Source organism: Sphaerimonospora sp. CA-214678, from assembly GCF_050942215.1.
Taxonomy (GTDB): Bacteria; Actinomycetota; Actinomycetes; order Streptosporangiales; family Streptosporangiaceae; genus Sphaerimonospora.
Genome location: NZ_CP192056.1, coordinates 2,742,448 through 2,758,541 on the forward strand (window position 1 = coordinate 2,742,448; position 16,094 = coordinate 2,758,541).

General features: G+C 72.5%; 16 protein-coding genes. 3 read left to right on the forward strand and 13 right to left on the reverse strand.

What is annotated here, in order from left to right:
* Positions 1-27 precede the first annotated feature (27 nt).
* The 12 genes from ACQP1K_RS12300 to ACQP1K_RS12355 form a co-directional block, all read right to left on the reverse strand.
* Entirely contained in the window at positions 28-1,938 is a 1,911-nt protein-coding gene (locus ACQP1K_RS12300; RefSeq protein ID WP_433501005.1) for an ABC transporter transmembrane domain-containing protein, read from the reverse strand.
* Positions 1,939-2,141: 203 nt separating this feature from the next.
* Entirely contained in the window at positions 2,142-2,273 is a 132-nt protein-coding gene (locus ACQP1K_RS12305) for a SapB/AmfS family lanthipeptide (protein ID WP_433501006.1), read from the reverse strand.
* Positions 2,274-2,350: 77 nt separating this feature from the next.
* Positions 2,351-2,482, reverse strand: coding sequence for a SapB/AmfS family lanthipeptide (locus tag ACQP1K_RS12310; RefSeq protein ID WP_433501006.1), 132 nt, complete (start codon positions 2,480-2,482; stop codon positions 2,351-2,353).
* Positions 2,482-5,340: a class III lanthionine synthetase LanKC gene (gene lanKC, locus ACQP1K_RS12315; protein ID WP_433501007.1), complete on the reverse strand. Its 2,859-nt coding sequence runs from the start codon at positions 5,338-5,340 to the stop codon at positions 2,482-2,484. Before lanKC ends, ACQP1K_RS12310 begins: the two co-directional genes overlap by 1 nt.
* A gap of 315 nt (positions 5,341-5,655) precedes the next feature.
* A complete protein-coding gene (locus tag ACQP1K_RS12320; RefSeq protein WP_433501008.1) occupies positions 5,656-6,471 on the reverse strand; it encodes a sensor histidine kinase in 816 nt (271 codons plus the stop codon).
* 223 nt (positions 6,472-6,694) lie between these two features.
* Entirely contained in the window at positions 6,695-7,774 is a 1,080-nt protein-coding gene (locus ACQP1K_RS12325; RefSeq protein ID WP_433501009.1) for a hypothetical protein, read from the reverse strand.
* Complete coding sequence (locus ACQP1K_RS12330; RefSeq protein WP_433501010.1) at positions 7,771-8,109, reverse strand: PadR family transcriptional regulator; 339 nt, start codon at positions 8,107-8,109, stop codon at positions 7,771-7,773. The genes ACQP1K_RS12325 and ACQP1K_RS12330 overlap by 4 nt, the downstream gene beginning before the upstream one ends.
* 118 nt (positions 8,110-8,227) lie before the next feature.
* Positions 8,228-8,419, reverse strand: coding sequence for a hypothetical protein (locus ACQP1K_RS12335; protein ID WP_433501011.1), 192 nt, complete (start codon positions 8,417-8,419; stop codon positions 8,228-8,230).
* Positions 8,416-8,916, reverse strand: a complete 501-nt coding sequence (locus ACQP1K_RS12340; RefSeq protein ID WP_433501012.1) for an ImmA/IrrE family metallo-endopeptidase — start codon at positions 8,914-8,916, stop codon at positions 8,416-8,418. The genes ACQP1K_RS12335 and ACQP1K_RS12340 overlap by 4 nt, the downstream gene beginning before the upstream one ends.
* Positions 8,909-9,124: a hypothetical protein gene (locus ACQP1K_RS12345; protein WP_433501013.1), complete on the reverse strand. Its 216-nt coding sequence runs from the start codon at positions 9,122-9,124 to the stop codon at positions 8,909-8,911. Before ACQP1K_RS12345 ends, ACQP1K_RS12340 begins: the two co-directional genes overlap by 8 nt.
* A gap of 299 nt (positions 9,125-9,423) precedes the next feature.
* Positions 9,424-10,962 (reverse strand): phytoene desaturase family protein, encoded by a 1,539-nt coding sequence (locus ACQP1K_RS12350; protein WP_433501014.1) that lies wholly within the window; start codon positions 10,960-10,962, stop codon positions 9,424-9,426.
* 31 nt (positions 10,963-10,993) lie between these two features.
* Positions 10,994-11,179: a hypothetical protein gene (locus ACQP1K_RS12355; RefSeq protein WP_433501015.1), complete on the reverse strand. Its 186-nt coding sequence runs from the start codon at positions 11,177-11,179 to the stop codon at positions 10,994-10,996.
* A 300-nt stretch (positions 11,180-11,479) separates the two neighbouring features.
* Here ACQP1K_RS12355 and ACQP1K_RS12360 point away from each other — a divergent pair, with 300 nt between their 5' ends.
* Positions 11,480-12,634 (forward strand): cellulose binding domain-containing protein, encoded by a 1,155-nt coding sequence (locus ACQP1K_RS12360; RefSeq protein ID WP_433501016.1) that lies wholly within the window; start codon positions 11,480-11,482, stop codon positions 12,632-12,634.
* A gap of 466 nt (positions 12,635-13,100) precedes the next feature.
* Positions 13,101-14,018, forward strand: coding sequence for a MurR/RpiR family transcriptional regulator (locus tag ACQP1K_RS12365; RefSeq protein WP_433501017.1), 918 nt, complete (start codon positions 13,101-13,103; stop codon positions 14,016-14,018).
* Between the two features lie 307 nt (positions 14,019-14,325).
* Here the strand turns inward: ACQP1K_RS12365 and ACQP1K_RS12370 are convergent, their stop codons facing one another.
* Complete coding sequence (locus ACQP1K_RS12370; RefSeq protein ID WP_433501018.1) at positions 14,326-14,472, reverse strand: hypothetical protein; 147 nt, start codon at positions 14,470-14,472, stop codon at positions 14,326-14,328.
* A 173-nt stretch (positions 14,473-14,645) separates the two neighbouring features.
* Here ACQP1K_RS12370 and ACQP1K_RS12375 point away from each other — a divergent pair, with 173 nt between their 5' ends.
* On the forward strand, positions 14,646-16,076 hold the full coding sequence (locus ACQP1K_RS12375) for an aldehyde dehydrogenase family protein (RefSeq protein WP_433501019.1): 1,431 nt from the start codon (positions 14,646-14,648) through the stop codon (positions 16,074-16,076).
* The last annotated feature ends 18 nt before the right edge of the window (positions 16,077-16,094 follow it).

The following is a 16,094-nucleotide window of genomic DNA, read 5'->3' on the forward strand; positions in this document are numbered from 1 at the left end:
GGCCGCCCCTGTGATCCCTCCGGCCCCTCACGGCGCCGCCTGGAAGACCGCGCGGTAGTCCGGGTCGTCCCACAGCGCCTCATGCCGCCCGCGTGCCCTGACCCGGCCCCCGTCCAGCCAGATCACCTGGTCGGCGAGGGCGGCCGTGGCGGCCCGATGTGCCACGACGAGCCGGGTGTGGCCGGCCAGCCGCCCGGCCGTGAGCGTCAGGGTGACCTGGCGCTCGGTCACCGTGTCGAGGCTCGACAGCGCGTCGTCGAGGATGAGCAGCCGCCCGGCCTGTGCGAAGGCGCGGGCCAGGCCGATCCGCTGAAGCTCGCCGCCCGACATCGGGGCGTCCGCCACCGGCGTGGCATAGCCGAGCGGCAGGCGGCGGATGAACGCGTCGGCGCAGGCGGCGGCCGCGGCGGCCCGCACCCGGAGGTGGCCGGGGTCGTGACCGGCCCCGCCGTCGTCCGGCCCGCCCAGCCCGAAACCGATGGCCCCGCCGATAGTGCCCGTCACCGTGCCCGCCGTCGTGTCCGTCACCGTGTCCTTCGCGGTGCCCGCTGTGGTGTCCGTCGCGATGTCCGCCGTGGTGTGCTTCGCGGTGTCCGCCGTCGTGTCGGCCGTGGTGCCGCCCGTCGGGATGCCGGACCGCTCACCCGGCGGCCCGCCGAACAGGACCGGCCGCTCGAACGCGTACCCGACCGCCCGGCGCAGCGCCCCGTGGGCGATCTCCGGCAGCGGGATCCCGTCCAGCAGGACCACGCCGTCATCGGGGTCGGCCAGCCGCCCCGCGACGGCGGCGAGCGACGACTTGCCCGACCCCGAACGTCCCACCACCGCCACGCACGAACCCCCGGGGATCACCACGTCGACGTCGCTCAGCAGCGGCGTGCCGTCCACGCGCACCGTGACCTCGCGCAGCTCCAGGCCGCCGGGCCCCGCGGGCAGCGGGCGGGAGCCGTACGGCATGGCCGGCTCGGCGAGCAGCCGTTCGACGCGCCCGGCCGCCGACCGGGCCCGGGCGATCCGCCCCACCTGTCCGATCGCCGCGCCGAGGCCCGCGCCGAGCGCGACGTAGCGCGCGGCGGCGAGCAACTCGCCCACGGTGAGGTCTCCACCGGCGAGCCGCAGCCCGCCGACCGCGAGCACGGCCGTCTCCAGGAGGGGGATCACCACGGCCGCCTGGACGCCGGCGCGCGCGTGCAGCCGCCACAGCGCCAGGCCGTGGGCGCGCAGGCGGGGCAGCGGAGTGAGCACGCGGCGGGCCTCCCGTTCGCCCGTCGCGGCGGCGGCGATGGTACGGGCGCCGGCGAGGGCGGTGACCAGCCGGGCGGCGATCTCCCCCTGGGCCTGCTGGTAACCGCCGGAAGCGGCCGTGGTCCGCCGCATGAACGCCCGGAGCACGGCCGTGATCACGACGAGCCCGGCGACGAGGGCGACCGCGAGCCAGGGGTCGATCAGCGTCAGCGCCACGACGCTGCCCGCCGACGGGATGACGAGCGCTGCGGCGACGACGGCGGCCTCGGGGGCGCGGGCGGCCTCCTCCACGTTGACGCCGGCCCGCGTGACCACGTCGCCGGGCGGATACCGCCCGGTGACGGCCGGGCCGACCGCCGGCACGTGGGCGACGACGCGGCGGCGCAACCATCGCGCCGCCCGGGCCCCGGTCACGCCGGACATGAGCACGACGACCGCGTCACAGGCGATCGCGATGACGACGAGGCCGAGGACGACGAGCGTGGGGGCCGCCATCGTCCACGTCCACCCCGCCCGGCCGGCCGGGTCGCCGGCGGAGCCCCCGATCAGCGTGTCCACGGCACGGCCGAGTGCCATCGGGATGAGCAGGTCGGCCGCCGCGCCGAGGAGCGCCGCCGCCGCGAGGACCGCCGGCCGGCCGCCGCCGTGCCGTACGGCGTCGATGATCAGCCGGTCGGCCGCCCGCGACGTCATCGGTTCTCCTCCTGGGTCCGCGTGAGAAAAAGTCCGTCAAGAAAGTCGGCCGAGAAGGTCCGTCGAGAGGGCCTGTCGAGAAAGTCCTTCGAAAGTCCTTCGAGGGGGTCCGCCGACGGGGTCCTTCGCGGAGTACGGCTCGGAATCACGCTCGGAACGAGAGAGACCTGGGCGGCGGGGCCGCCCAGGTCTCGCGGTCGTCGTCAGCCGCAGAGCAGGCTGAGGCTGCTGTTCTCGTGCGGAACGCAGGCGATCAGGCTGAGGTTGCTGCCGCCGCCGCCACCACCGCTGTGGCCGCCCGGGGTTTCGAGGGTCTGCAGGTCGAGAAGCGCCATGCCGATCATCTCCTTCTTATGGTGGGTTCGGCCGCGGATGAGGCCCGGGGCCGTGAACTGTCGGACTTGCTTCGCTATCAGCCGCAGAGCAGGCTGAGGCTGCTGTTCTCGTGCGGAACGCAGGCGATCAGGCTGAGGTTGCTGCCGCCGCCGCCACCACCGCTGTGGCCGCCCGGGGTTTCGAGGGTCTGCAGGTCGAGGAGCGCCATCACGTACACCTCCTTTCCGTGCTGGTCGGGACCGTTGACCCGGCGGTGGTGCGTGGGACGGCCCGCGCACCACCGCCGGGGGGCTCGAAGAACGGGAGGCTCACCGGCTCGTCGTGCAGCGCGGTGCCGAGTGCGAACAGCACGCCGGCGCTCCCAGTGGCGAAGTCCATGGAAAGGCGCAGGAGCTGGGCTCCGGGGAAGGCCAGGCCGTCCCCGTACGGAAGCTCGTGCCAGGCCAGGCGGGCGATCTGCGCCGTGATGTGCTCGTCGATCCGCCCGTCGATTCGTCCGGATCGCTCCGGGCCCGGCGTGTCCCGCCACGCGGTGAGACAGGCGATCATCCCGGCGCGGCCGGCGAACAGCCCGGGCTGGATGTAGTAGGGGAGCGCGGCAACCGGCCTGATGGCCGCCAGCGCCGTGGCGAACGCCTCGTCGTCCCGGTGGGTCAGATAGCGGTCCAGGACGAGCCCGATGCCCGCCGATCCCTCGTCGAGGTACGGATTGGTCCGCCACCCCTGCTCCACCTGGAGCTGCCCGTCGTCGCGGGTGACGCAGCGGCGAAGGTCCTGCCGCAGTGCCACGGACGCCAGGTCGAGCAGCGCGCGGTCGCCGGTGCGCTCGTAGACGTGCAGGAACATCAGCGCCGGGCCGGCCGAGCCGTACATGAGCCCGGCGTGCGGGTGCTTGCCTCCGCTGATCTCGGGGACGTCGTCGGGCCCGCCGAGCCGGTCGGCCACCGCCGCCACCAGCCGGTCGGCCTGCTCGCGGAAGCACGGTTCGCCGGTGGCGTCGTGGAGATGGAGGAGGTTCAGCGCCATCCCGGCCAGGCCCCGGTAGAGGCTGAGGTCGGGCCCGTCGCCAGGTGGGGAGCACAGCTCGGCCACGTCGAGCGCGTCCTGGCGGCGGCCGAGGGCCAGCAGGGCGTACGCCACGCCGTGCAGCCCGCTGTAGAAGCCCGTGTCGCGCCGCTCCGCGGGTGCCTTGGTCCGCCTGATCAGCCACTCCTCGTGCTCGGGGAACCGCCCTGCCCCGGTCGCCGCCAGGGCGTGGAGCACTCCCGCCGCTCCGTTGGCGAGACCGAGGCCGCCGCCCGGCTCGCCGAACTGCACGATGTCGCCGGGGAACAGGCGGTCGTCGCGCTCGGGGGTCGCGCTCGCGAGGATCGCCCTGGCGATGGCGTCCCGTACGGCCGGCCAGTCGCCTGCCGCCGTGCGCCCCTCCGATTTCGAGCCGCCCGTACGCCCCGCGCCGGCTCGCCCTGCGCCGGCTTTTCCCGTGTCGGCTCGCCCTGCGCCGGCTTTTCCCGTGTCGGCTTTCCCTGGTTGGGCTTCCCGGGCGTGGGCCTTCCCGGCCGCGGTGGCACGGGGCGGCGGCTCGTGCCCGAGGATGGTTCGTACGGCGGCCTCGATCCGCTCCGGCGGCACCGGGAACGTCTCGGCGACCAGCCGGCCGATCTCCTCGGCCTTCGGACGGTGCAGCTGGAGCAGCATCGTCGCCATCGGTGCGAACACGGCGAGCTGGAGGCAGGCCAGCGCGTACTCGTCGGCCGCCGTGCCGGCCCGGTCGGGAGGCGGGACGAAGCCCGGGTTGGCCAGTGTCGGCCGCCTGCGCTCGACGGCGAGCGAGGACACCTCGAAGTCGATGAGCACCACGCGGTCGCCGTCGACCATGATGTTGAAGGGATGCAGGTCGCCGAAGACCACGCCACGCCCGTGCAGTGCGGAGACGGCCTGCCCGATCCGGTCGAGCATCCCGGTGGCCCACTCCGCGTAGTCCGCGATCATCCGCGGGGTGCGGTCGGCCCTCGTCAGCGGGTGCCGCTGGGCGATGAGCCGGCTGAGCGTGTCCCCGCCGATGTACTCCTGAACCAGGAAGTGATGGTCGCCCAGGACGAACTGATCGCGCAGGGCCGGTACGGCGTCCAGGCCGGCGAGCCGCGCCATGATGTCGGCCTCGTGCCGCAGACGGGTCACCGCGTCGCGTCCGGCGGCGTCCAGACCGGCGTGCGGGCGCGCCTCCTTCAGCACCACCTGCTCATCCGTCCGGGTGTCGTGTCCCAGGTACACCCCGCCGCCGTTGGAGAAGTGCAGCACCCCGTCCACCTGATACGGCAGGCCCTCCAGCGTGATCGAGTTCCTGGCGGCCAGGTGCGGTTCGAGGAAGGCGGGCAGCGTGACCCAGGACGGCAGGGCGAAGGCGGGTCCCCGCACGTCGGGCACCAGCCGGCCGCCGGGATCCTCGATCGCGAGCACCTGCTCGCCGGAGTCCGACACACAGTGGCGTTCGGCGAACCCGCCGTACCGGACGAACAGCGGGCCCTCGCCGTACCGCAGGTCGCTCAGGATGTACGGCCCCCGCACCCCGTCGAGGGTCTCGGCGAGCTCCTTGAGTACGAGTTCGAGGCGGCCCTCGTCCTCGGGGTAGATGGTGACCAGCTTGCCGCTCGATCCGCGTAAGGCGTACTTGGAGTTCTGCATCGTCATGACCCGCCGGCCGCGGAGGAACTTGAAGGCCAGCCGGTTGGCCGTGCAGTAGTCCCATGTGGCGTCGAGGACCCGCTCCGCCTGCTCGCCGCGGGAGGAGATGTGGATCTTCCAACCCTGCGTCGGCAGCGACAGGCCGGCGGGTGCGTAATGCATCCAGGTCTCCGTGGACCGGTGCAGCCACCCGTCGGGTACGGGTCGCCGGGTTATCTCGAAATCGGGATGCTCCACCCGTTTGCGGTCGAGAGTGTCATAAAACAAGGGATCAGCGAGGCAGTAAATCTCATACTTACTAATCACCAGATGTCCCCTTAGGCCGGTCGCAACAAAGAATTCCGGAAATAACTGGACTGGCCAAGTTACTCCAGTCAACATCAATGTGTGAGAACGTCATAAGGTCAACCATGATTGACGTCATGGGCACCACATGAGTGATCCCCACCCCACTCCCCGCCGTGATCCCTCCGTGATCCCCGTCGTGATCTTGCGAAAGCTCGCAGATCAGGGCCGTGAGCAGGGATTCTCATGCCCGTGATCTTGCAGTTTCTCGCAGGCCTGCGGCGCGACCAGGTGAGACTTCTTCCGTGATCTTGCACTTTGCCGCCCACTGCAAGATCACGAAACTCATATGCGCAGGTGGGACGGCATGCCTGCGAGAAACTGCAAGATCACGGGATGGGTCTGGGCAGCTCAGAGACCGACTCTGCGAGAATTCGCAAGATCACGGGGAAGGGGGTGGGGGAACTCGGCGATCAGTCGGAACCAGCCGTCGGGGTCGGCGGACGTGCCGACAACGCCGCCCAGCTCGGCGGCCCGGCGGCGGAGGTTGCGTATGCCGCTGCCGGCGCCCGCCGCCACGCGGGATCGGACGCCGTCGTTGGCGATGCTCAGGCGCACCCCGGGGGCCACCGCCCGGGAGCCCGTGCCCGTCGCCCCGCCGGACGCGTCCACGCGGGCCCCGTCCGTCTCGACCGGCGTGATCCTGATCACGCACAGGCTCGCGTGGCTGTGGCGCAGCATGTTGGTCACGGCCTCGCGTACGGTCACCGCGAGCACCGCGTCCACCTCCGGCGCGAGCTTCACCTCGGTCGCCTCGACCTCGCAGCTCGTGCCGCACGCGGCGAGCACCGCTCTGGCGTCGGCGATCTCCGACCAGACGGAGATCTCCTGGTACGACCTGGTCACGTTGCGGACCTCGGCCGCCGCCTGCCTGATCGACTCCATCGCCTCCGCCAGTGCCGCCCGCGCGGGGGAGTCCTCCTCGACCAGGCGGTAGGCCAGCTCACTCCTGAGCGAGGCCAGCCACAGCCGGCCGCCGAGCAGATCGTGGACGTCCCGGGCGAGCCGCTCCCTGGCCTCGGCGGCGGCCTGCCGTACGGCCTCGGATCGCCGTGCGCGCAGCCGCCGTGACCGCCTGATCAGCAGGACCGGCAGCACACAGGGCGGCACGACGATGACGAGGAGTGCGAGCAGCACGGCAGGGCTGGACAGATCTGCACTGGGCAAGCGGCGATCCTCCAGTCAGTCGCGCCGGAAGATCGGCCTTGCCTTTCGGTACACGGCTCAAATCTTGTCACACTAATCGACGATATAGCGCGGCTTGCCGGTCGGTGGATTCCGGTCTATCGCGTCTTCCCTGGAAAATCCAAGAATACGCGGAAAACGAGGGTGATTCGGATGCCCGGAAATGGGGTCGGGGAAATCCGCGGGCGGCTGCCGCCGCCCGTCCTCACGAGGCCGCGCGTGAGGCCGCGTTCTCCGCCGCCGGCGTCCTGGCGCCGATCACGGCGAGCGTGAGGCCGCTCACCAGGAGCGCGACGAGTTGCGCCATGGTCACCGTGTTCAACGTCGCGGTGACCTGGTCGCCCGAGCCCAGGTTGAGGTACGAGAACCGGGACGACACCACGGGCACGGTCAGGATCACCAGCGCCAGCGGCACGGCGGGGGAGCGCCGCCGGGGCGCGTACAGGTGCGCCACGACATATGCGGCGCCCGCCACCAGCAGCGCCAGGCAGGCCAGACCGGAGGGCGGCAGCCACGGCCAGACCCATGCCCACGCGCCGGGCCACCGCGGTGAGCGGCTCGCGGTGACCATGGCCCAGGTCGACGCCACCATGATGAGGAAGACCGCAGCACCGGCGATCAGGGGAAGCGCGGTCACCCGGACCGGGTGGCGGCGTGCCGGGACGTCCCGGTGGAAGCCGGCCAGCAGGGCGAGCGTGGGGACGACGAACATGAGGGACCGGCTCACCCAGTGGGCGAGCAGCGGCATCTCCGGCGCGCCCGTCCATGACACGACGAAATCGGCGGTGTACGCGGTGAGGCCGAGCACCGCCGCGACCTTCGCGACGCGCGGACGGCCGCGGGTCAGGGCGGCGTAGCAGACGATCCACAGGGCGGGCGCGAGATCCGTGGAAAGGTGCCACGCCCGCTCGGCCGAAGCCGGCTCCCCGATCGGCGTCTCGCCGTTCGCGTACGGCAGGGCGAGCACGCCGTAGACACCCAGCGCCTGCGCCAGATAGACGAGACCCATCGTCGCCTGGAAGCCCAGCCCGGCCAGGGCGGTCAGCCGTACGGCACGCCCCCAGGCGTGGCTCCTCGGCGGCGCGCCGGCGCCGCCCAGGCGGACCCGCACCGCGAGCGCGGCCACGCTGGCGATCTCCGGCAGGCGCGGCCAGGCGTCGTCGTCGCCCACGGCGGATCCCGAGGCGTCCAGGAAGGCCGAGACCATCTCCTCTTCGCGCTCGGCGCGATAGCTCGGCGGCAGCAGCCGCAGCACCCGCCGATAGCGATCCTCCAGCGGGCTCATGCCGTTCCCTCCGCGTGCCGGGCGCGCAGCCGTTCCGTCGCGTAGCGTGCCTTCTCGGCGAGCCGTACGGCCTCCGCCTCCAGCGCGCCGGCTCCCCGATCGGTGAGCCGGTAGTAGCGCCGCAGCCGTCCCCGGTGGGCCTCCTCCCGGTCGAGTGCGACCAGTTCGTCGGCGGTCAGCCGGTCGAGCACTCCGTACAGAGTGCCGATCTTGAGCTGCACCCGCCCCGCGGAGAGCCGCTCGACCTCCTGTGCGATCCCGTAGCCGTGCCGCGGCTCGTCCACCAGCGCGGTGAGGACGAGGAACGCCTGCTCCGTCATGCCCTGAGAATTCATGCACTCCAGCATATAATGCTAGGCATGACATCCGCCGTACGAAACATATCCGGCGATGGCGTCGGTGTCGTCACCGGTCACCGGTCACCGCTCCACGCCCGATCCGCCGGAGGCGGAATCAGCCCGCGGCGCGGATTGCCGCTTCCGCGGCGCGCTCCCGCACCCGCGCGACCACCAGGCAGAGGAAGAACGCCGACAGGTAGCGCAGGCCCAGCGCCCGCTGGTCACGGCGTACGCGGAACAGTTTGTAGCCGGCGACCCCGACGGCGAGCGCACAGCGCACTAGTTCAGCCAGTGCGGCATCGTTCACCGGCTATCGAAGATCGAGCCCACGCGGGCCAGGCCGTCGGCGATCTCGGGGGCGACCGATCCGGCCGGCCGGCGCCGGGCCCGCTGCGAGATCATCGAGGCGACCAGTTCGGCCTCCTGCTCCTCCGCCGCCGAGTAGTCGGTCCGCCCGAGCACCCGCCGGATCAGGTCGCCGCCGAGGTGGGGGAACAGGATTTCCGGCAGCAGACCGGGGTCGACCTCGCCGATGTGCCCGCAGAGCAGATGCCCGGCCTCGTGCAGCAGGATGTGCTCCCGGTGCAGGCGGGTGGTGCTGGTGGCGTAGAAGATGTAGTCGACCTCGTCGGTGGCGACCAGCGCGCCGCATTGCACGGCGGGGCCCGGCATCGGCACCAGCTCGACGACCCGGCCGCGCCGCTCGGCGAGCGCGGAGATGAACAGGTCGGGATCGAAGGGCGCCGGGATGGACAGCCGATCGACGATCGACCGGCACTTGCGCCAGACAGCTCGATCAATCACCGTCGTGCTCCGTCAGCCCCTTGCGGCGCGCCTCGCGCCGTCTGATCGCGTCGATCATGTCGCTGATCGTGTCGAGCCCCTCGGGCGACAGTGTGACGGCGCGCAGGGCGATCTGCCGTACCACGTTGTCACGCAGCGCCCCGAGCAATTCCAGCTCCTCGGCGATCCGCTCGCTCTGCTCGTCGTCGAAGAAGTAGGCCGGTGGCACCTGGAAGAACCGGGCGAGCGCTTCGAGATGACGTTTGGTCGGATTGGTCCTGCGGCCGTTGCGCAGCTGCCACAGGTAGGTGGCGTGGAGAAGCTCTCACCGGTCGCCTCCCGGCAGGCGGCGGCGACCTCTTCGTTGCGGTACTGCTCCCGGTCCGGGCGCCGGACGACCTCGAAGAGCCGCTCGATCTTCTCGGCGAGGGTCGATCGGACGGGTGGCTCGGCCATCGGTCACTCTTCCCTTCCGCGACGGACGGATCCTGCCGTGCCTGTCGGCGTGGCCGCCGGGGTCCGATCATTCTAGTGTCGCCTCAGGTGCTCTCCGTTTCCGGCGGATCCGTTCCCGGACACGGCGGACGCGACGAGATCCAGCGGATCGGCGTGGATGCCGAACCGGTGGCGCAGCGCCCGGCGGGCGGCGTGGACCCCCGGCATCCCGTGCACCGCCGGGCCCGGCGGGGTGGAGGCGGAGCAGAGGTAGACCCCGGGCAGCGGCGTGCGGTACGGGTCCCAGCGGGGAACCGGGCGCATGATCATCTGCCAGAGGCCGGCGGCGCCGCCGGAGATGTCCCCGCCGACGTAGTTGGGGTTGTGCAGGTGCGCCCGCGCGGCGGTGACGACGTGCCTGGCGAGGATCAGATCACGGAATCCGGGCGCGAACCGTTCCACCTGGGCGATGATCTGGTCGCTGACGTCGAGGAGGGAGCCGTTCGGCACATGCGCGTACGTCCACAGCACGTGCTGACCGGCGGGCGCGCGCCCGGCGTCCACGACTCCGGGCTGCACGGCCAGGACGTACGGCCGCCGCGCGTGCCGGCCGGCGGCGACCGCCCGTTCGGCGGCGAGCGCCTCGGCCCGGGAACCGACCAGATGCAGTGTGCCGGCCCAGGCGCAGTCGGGGGACGCCCACGGCACCGGGCCGGAGAGCGCGAAGTCGACCTTGCAGGCGGCGCCGCCGGGGCGGAAGGCGCGCAACCGGCGGCTGTACCGGTCCGGCAGGAGATCACCGGCGATGCGCAGCAGCCCGGCGGGGGCGACGTCGAGCAGGACGGCGCGGGCGGGCGGCAGCTCCGCCAGGCTGTCGATCCGCCGGCCCGTGATGATCCGCCCGCCGAGGCGGGTCAGCTCGGCGGCCATCGCCCGGGTGATGGTGTGGCTGCCGCCCCGCGGCACGGGCCAGCCGACCGCGTGGGCGAGGGCGGCGAGCACCAGGCCCACTGCGGCCGGGGCGATCGCCCGGGGCGGTGCGATGGCGTGCGCGCCGACGCCCGTGAGCAGAGCGGGGGCCGCGTCACCGCGGAACCGGACCCCCCACAGCGCCGAGCCCTGTTCCAGGGTCCGCAGCGCCATGCGCAGCGCCGTACCGGGATGTCGCGGCGGACTACGGAAGTCGGACAGCGCCGTGTCGACGAGGGGCCGCCACTGTTCCACCAGGGGGCCGAGCAGCGACCGCCACGCCCGGCCGTCCGCCCCCAGCCCCTGCGCCGTGCGGTCCAGGTCGCGCCAGGCCAGCGCGGCGCGGCCGCCGTCGAGCGGATGGGCGTACGGAATCTCCGGCTGCAGGAGCCGCACGTCGTGCCGGGACAGGTCGAACGCCCGGAAGAACGGGGACGCCAGCGCCATCGGATGGACCGCCGAGCAGACGTCGTGCCAGAAGCCGGGCAGGGTCAGCTGTTCTGTGCGGGTGCCGCCGCCGATCGTGTCCGCGGCCTCGTAGACCCGCACCTCGAGGCCGGCCGCTGCGAGGACGAGCGCCCCGGCCAGGCCGTTGGGGCCGGAACCGACCACCACCGCGTCGACGCGGCCCCGGCCGGAGCCGCCGAGTCCGGCATGGTTCACTCCGGTGCCCTCCTCCGACTCCGTGACCGGGTCACGCCAGCGACTGCTCAGCCGCCAGCTCGGCGTGGAGCGGCGATTTCCGCAGCAGCTCCGTGTGTGTTCCGGACGACTGCGCCGTTCCGTCCGCCGGCACCACGATCTGTTCAGCATGGACCACCGTGGACCACCGATGGGCGACCATGATGACCGTGGTGTCGCCGGAGATCTCCCGGATCACGTCACGCAGCGCGGCCTCGTCGGCCGCGTCGAGCTGCGATCACCGCGTTGGCGGCGATCCGCTGCCGCGGCGACAGCGGAAGCCAGAGCGCGGCAGCGGCGGCGGCGCGGCCGCCACACGTCTATCGGGAGCCGTGGCGACCCGGGTCCCGGCTGGAATTTTCACGTCCCCACCAGCACAGATCGCCGGAGGCCGGGGGGCCCGTTGACTCGTGCGCCGGTTGACCGGATGATCGCTGCGGGGGGTGACCCGGCCCGGTCCGGAGCCGGGGTCAGATCGAGATCGAGGTGAACCTCTCTTATGAGATTTCTGAGACTTCGCAGTTCGGTGCTGTGGACGGGGGTGGCGGGCACGGCCCTCGCCGGCGTGCTGTTCGGCTCAGCCGCGAACCCCGCTCTCGGCGCCCGGCTGGAAGCCACGCCGAGCCCGACGGTCATCAGCCCGACGCCGAGTCCGAGCGGGTCGCCCACCGGTGCGATTCCCAGCAGGCCCGAGTCGCTGTACGCCTGCCCGCCGCCCGCACCTCCGGGCGGGACCGTGGGCGTGGTCGGGCTGTGCTGGGCGGCGTCCAGCGACGACGTCGGCGTGACCGGATACGAGGTCTACCAGCTGACCCTCGACGGCTTCGTCAAGGTGGCGAGCCCGACCGGGACCTCCTCCATGGTGGGATCTCTCGTCCTGAACCGCTCCTACACCTTCTACGTCGTGGCCAAGGACGCCGATGGCAACACCAGCGAACCGTCCTTGCTGATCACCACCACCGCGACGACGGGACCGCCGCCGAGCCCCACTCCCAGCCCGAGCCCGGGTGACGTCACGCCGCCGACCAGCCCGACCGGGCTGCGCGACTACTGCGTCGCCGACGGCCCCGGGACGAACTTCTGCTGGAACGCCTCGACCGACGACGTGGGCGTCACCGGTTACGACGTCTACCGGCGGACCGCGACCGGTTACATCAAGGTCGGCAGCCCTACGACCACGTGGTTCTATGAGACGGACGTCGTCACCGGCCACCGCTACACCTACTTCGTGGTGGCGAAGGACGCGGCGGGCAACCTCAGCCGGCCGTCGGACCTGATCTCCTCGCTCGCGCACGATCCCTACCCGTGGCCGACCCCGTCGCCGACTCCGCCTCCGGCGTGTGAGGTCACGTACGGCACCTGGAGCTGGGAGGGCGGCTTCGGCACGCAGGTGCGGATAACCAACGTGGGGACCGTCCCGATCGACGGCTGGACCCTGCGCTTCAGGTTCTCCGACTCCGGGCAGAAGGTCACCTACGGATGGTCGGCCGTCTGGTCCCAGGAGGAGACCTACGTGTCCGCCGCCGCGCTTCCGTGGAACTCCGTCATCCAGCCCGGGGCGTCCGTCGACGTCGGCTTCAACGGCACGCACACGGGCGCCAACCCGGTCCCCCCGTCGTTCACGCTCAACCACGGCGTCTGCGTCCTCGGCTGACAGACCGCCGCACCGCGGCCGTACGGCGAGCCGGAACCCGGCGATCGTCCGTACGGCCGCGTCGTTGTGTCCGGTGTGCGCGGCGGCCTGGGCGCCTGCCCGTCCGGTCCACCGCGAAGCCGAGCGGGTCGTGGACCCGGTCCCGTCCCTCGACCGGTGGCGATGGCGGCACTGATAGAAAATAACTTTCAGGTAAACGAAAAAAAAGAAAGTGTCATCTATGTGTAATCTTCCGCAGGAGGTCTTCGCCGGGGAGGTGAGGGTCCGCATGGCGTGAGGCGGCGGCCCGTCTCCGGGCGCACCCCCGGCACACCCCCTGGGAGGCCGTCCCGTTCGCCGCGCCCGGAGGAGGCGACATGATCGATGAGGCCCGCATCTGGTTGGCGAAACACGCCATTTCACGCTTTGCCTCAGGCATACGATCGGCGGCACACAAGCTGACCCGGTCTGAGAGAGGCTGTACGTGATGATCGACAACCAGGGCGCCGCCCCGAGCTCTCCAATGGCGCCGGCGAACCCCATCGCGACCGTACGTGCGGTGCTTCCCTCGCTCACCCCCGCCGCCCAGACCGTCGCGCGCCTCATCCTCGACGATCCCGCCATGGTCGCGCGAAGCACGATCACCGAGATCAGCGCGGTGTCGGGGATCAGCGAGGCGACGATCGTGCGCACCGCCCGGTCCCTCGGCTTCGCCGGCTACTCCCAGCTCAGGTTCGCCCTCGCGGCGGCCGTGGCCAGGCAGGCGCCGGAGCGGCTGGTCCCCGGCGACCTCGCCCCGGACGACCCGCTCACCGACGTGATCGCCAAGGTCACGAACGCGGAGTCCCTGGCACTCGCCGACACGGCGGCCCAGCTCGACCCCGACCGCCTCGGCGCGGTGGTGGACGTCGTGGTCGGTGCCCGCAGGGTGGACGTGTACGGGGTCGCCGCCTCCGGCCTGGTCGCGGCCGACATGGCGCAGAAGCTGCTGCGGATCGGGCTGCCGGCCCACTACTTCACCGACGCGCATCTCGCCATGACCAGCGCGGCGCTGGCGCGCGAGGGCGACGTCGCCGTCGGCGTGAGCTGCACCGGAGAGACACCCGACGTGCTCGGTCCGATGCGGGTCGCGAGCAAGGGCGGCGCGGCGACCGTGGCGATCACCAACAACCCGCGCTCCTCGCTGGCGGAACTGGCCGACCACGTGCTGATCTCGGCCGGGCGCGAGACGGCGTTCCGTCCGGGCGCGCTGGCCAGCAGGATCAGCCAGCTCCTCATCGTGGACTGCCTCTTCGTCGGGGTCGCGCAGCGCACCTTCGACGCCTCGGACGCCGCGCTGCGCGCCACCCGCGAGGCGCTCGGCGACTACCTCGACGAGGCCAGACGCAGGATCAGGTCCATCTGACCCCCCTCCCCCCCACCCCACCCACCCCACCCACCCCACCACCTCCGTGATCTTGTAATTTCTCGCAGACCTCGCCGCCGACCTGCCCACACCTCTTTCGTGATCTTGCAGAAACTCGCACCCTTCCCCTCCCACCTGCGGTTCCGTCTTTCGTGATCTCGCAGTTGCGGGTCGTCACGGGCGTCAGGCGCCGAGGTCGCGCCGTACGCCGGCCCGGCGTCGAGCCGCCCGCCGCCGGACCGCAGCAGCGCAGCAGCGCGGCGGTCTCGTCGGCGCCGAGAGCCCTCGCTCGACCATCAGTACGGCCTCATCGACGTTCCACCCGGCCGTTTCGGGCAGCCGAGCCCGGTGCCGGTGATGTCGGCGACCATCCGCGCCCGTCGGCCGCCGAGACCTCGATCATCGCGGTGCCGTACGCCCGGCCCGGCCGGATCATCGCGATCGCCGAGGTCATGCCGAGCACCGGCTTCCGTGCCGTCCCGGCCTCGTCAATGATCCGCGAAAGGCGTGGGATATCGGACCACGCCCTCGATGCATCCGGCCGCGGCAGGTGGATTGGCGCCGGACGCCGGGGGAACCCGTCTGTCGCGGCCCGTCATGGGCCGCCGACGACGGGGAGGGGCTGCTGTGCGGGACTGGGATCACTGGGTGCTGACCGACGCCGGGTGGACGGCGAGCGCGAGCACGGAACGGCTGACGGTTCGCGATCCGGCGACGGGCGAGCCGGTCGGCGCTGTGCCGGCCGGCTGCGCTGAGGACGTCGAACAGGCCGTGGCCGCGGCCCGCCGCGCCCGGCGGGGCTGGGCCCGTACGGCCCCGGCCGGCCGGGCCGGATGCCTGCGCCGCGCGGCCGACCGGGTCGAGGCACGCGCGGCGGAACTGGCCGAACTCGTCACCCGGGAGATGGGCAAGCCGATCGGCGACGCGCGGGGCGGCGTCGCGGCCGGCGTCGGAACGCTCAGGCAGTACGCCGAACTGGGCCCGCTGCACGGGGGCCGCAGCCTGCAGGGCGCCTGGGCGGCGACCGACCTCATGGTGCGCGAACCCCGCGGCGTGGTCGCGGTGATCACCCCGTGGAACGACCCGGTGGCCATCGCCTGCGGGCTCGTCGGCGCGGCCGTGGCGACCGGCGACTGCGTCGTGCACAAGCCGTCGGAGCGCACTGCGCACACCGGGGCGCTGCTCGCCGGGCTGATCGCGGCGGAGCTGCCACCGGGCGTGCTCACCGTGGTGCCCGGCGACCGGAGGGCGGGGGAGCCGCTGGTCGCGCACCCCGGCGTCGATCTCGTGGCCCACGTGGGCTCCACCGCGACCGGCCGCTCGATCGCCGCCGCCGCGGCTCGCACCGGCGCGGGCACGCTGCTGGAGAACGGGGGCAAGGACCCGCTGATCGTGGACGCCGGAGTCGACGTGAAGTGGGCCTCGGCCCAGGCCGCGACCGGCTGCTTCGCCAATGCCGGGCAGATCTGCACCTCGGTCGAGCGGGTGTACGTCCACCGGGACGTCGCCGACTCTTTCCTCGCCGCGCTCGTGCAGCGGGCGGAGGAGCTGCGGATGGGCCCCGGCCTCGACGAGGAGACCACCCTCGGCCCGCTCGTCGACCGGGCCCAGCGCGAGATCGTGGACCGGCAGGTGCGCGCCGCCGTGGCGGCGGGCGCCCGCGCGCTGACGGGAGGCCGGGTGCCGGACGGGCCCGGCGCCTTCTACCCGGCGACCGTGCTGAGCGGCTGCACCGACGACATGGAGATCATGCGGGCGGAGACCTTCGGCCCGGTCGCGGCCGTCCGGGTCGTGGACTCCTTCGACCAGGCGCTCGACCTCGCCTGCGCCTCGCCGTACGGCCTGGCCGCCACCGTGCTCACCCCGTCGGCGGCCAACGCGCAGCGGGCCTGGCGGGAGCTGCCGGTCGGCACCGTGAAGATCAACGCCGTGTTCGGCGGAGCCCCCGGCGGTGCGGCCCAGCCGGTGGGGGCGAGTGGTCACGGCTTCGGGTACGGCCCCGAGCTGCTCGACGAGATGACCCACACCAAGGTCGTCCACTGGACGCCGCATCCCTGACCGTCCGCGCCGGCGTAC

Excerpts from the sequence above, each read along its gene's own strand:
- ACQP1K_RS12300 (WP_433501005.1), bottom strand. The coding sequence starts at position 1,938 with ATGACGTCGCGGGCGGCCGACCGGCTGATCATCGACGCCGTACGGCAC.
- ACQP1K_RS12305 (WP_433501006.1), bottom strand. The coding sequence starts at position 2,273 with ATGGCGCTTCTCGACCTGCAGACCCTCGAAACCCCGGGCGGCCACAGC.
- ACQP1K_RS12310 (WP_433501006.1), bottom strand. The coding sequence starts at position 2,482 with ATGGCGCTCCTCGACCTGCAGACCCTCGAAACCCCGGGCGGCCACAGC.
- lanKC (WP_433501007.1), bottom strand. The coding sequence starts at position 5,340 with ATGTTGACTGGAGTAACTTGGCCAGTCCAGTTATTTCCGGAATTCTTT.
- ACQP1K_RS12325 (WP_433501009.1), bottom strand. The coding sequence starts at position 7,774 with ATGAGCCCGCTGGAGGATCGCTATCGGCGGGTGCTGCGGCTGCTGCCG.
- ACQP1K_RS12330 (WP_433501010.1), bottom strand. The coding sequence starts at position 8,109 with ATGAATTCTCAGGGCATGACGGAGCAGGCGTTCCTCGTCCTCACCGCG.
- ACQP1K_RS12360 (WP_433501016.1), top strand. The coding sequence starts at position 11,480 with ATGAGATTTCTGAGACTTCGCAGTTCGGTGCTGTGGACGGGGGTGGCG.
- ACQP1K_RS12365 (WP_433501017.1), top strand. The coding sequence starts at position 13,101 with ATGATCGACAACCAGGGCGCCGCCCCGAGCTCTCCAATGGCGCCGGCG.
- ACQP1K_RS12370 (WP_433501018.1), bottom strand. The coding sequence starts at position 14,472 with ATGACCTCGGCGATCGCGATGATCCGGCCGGGCCGGGCGTACGGCACC.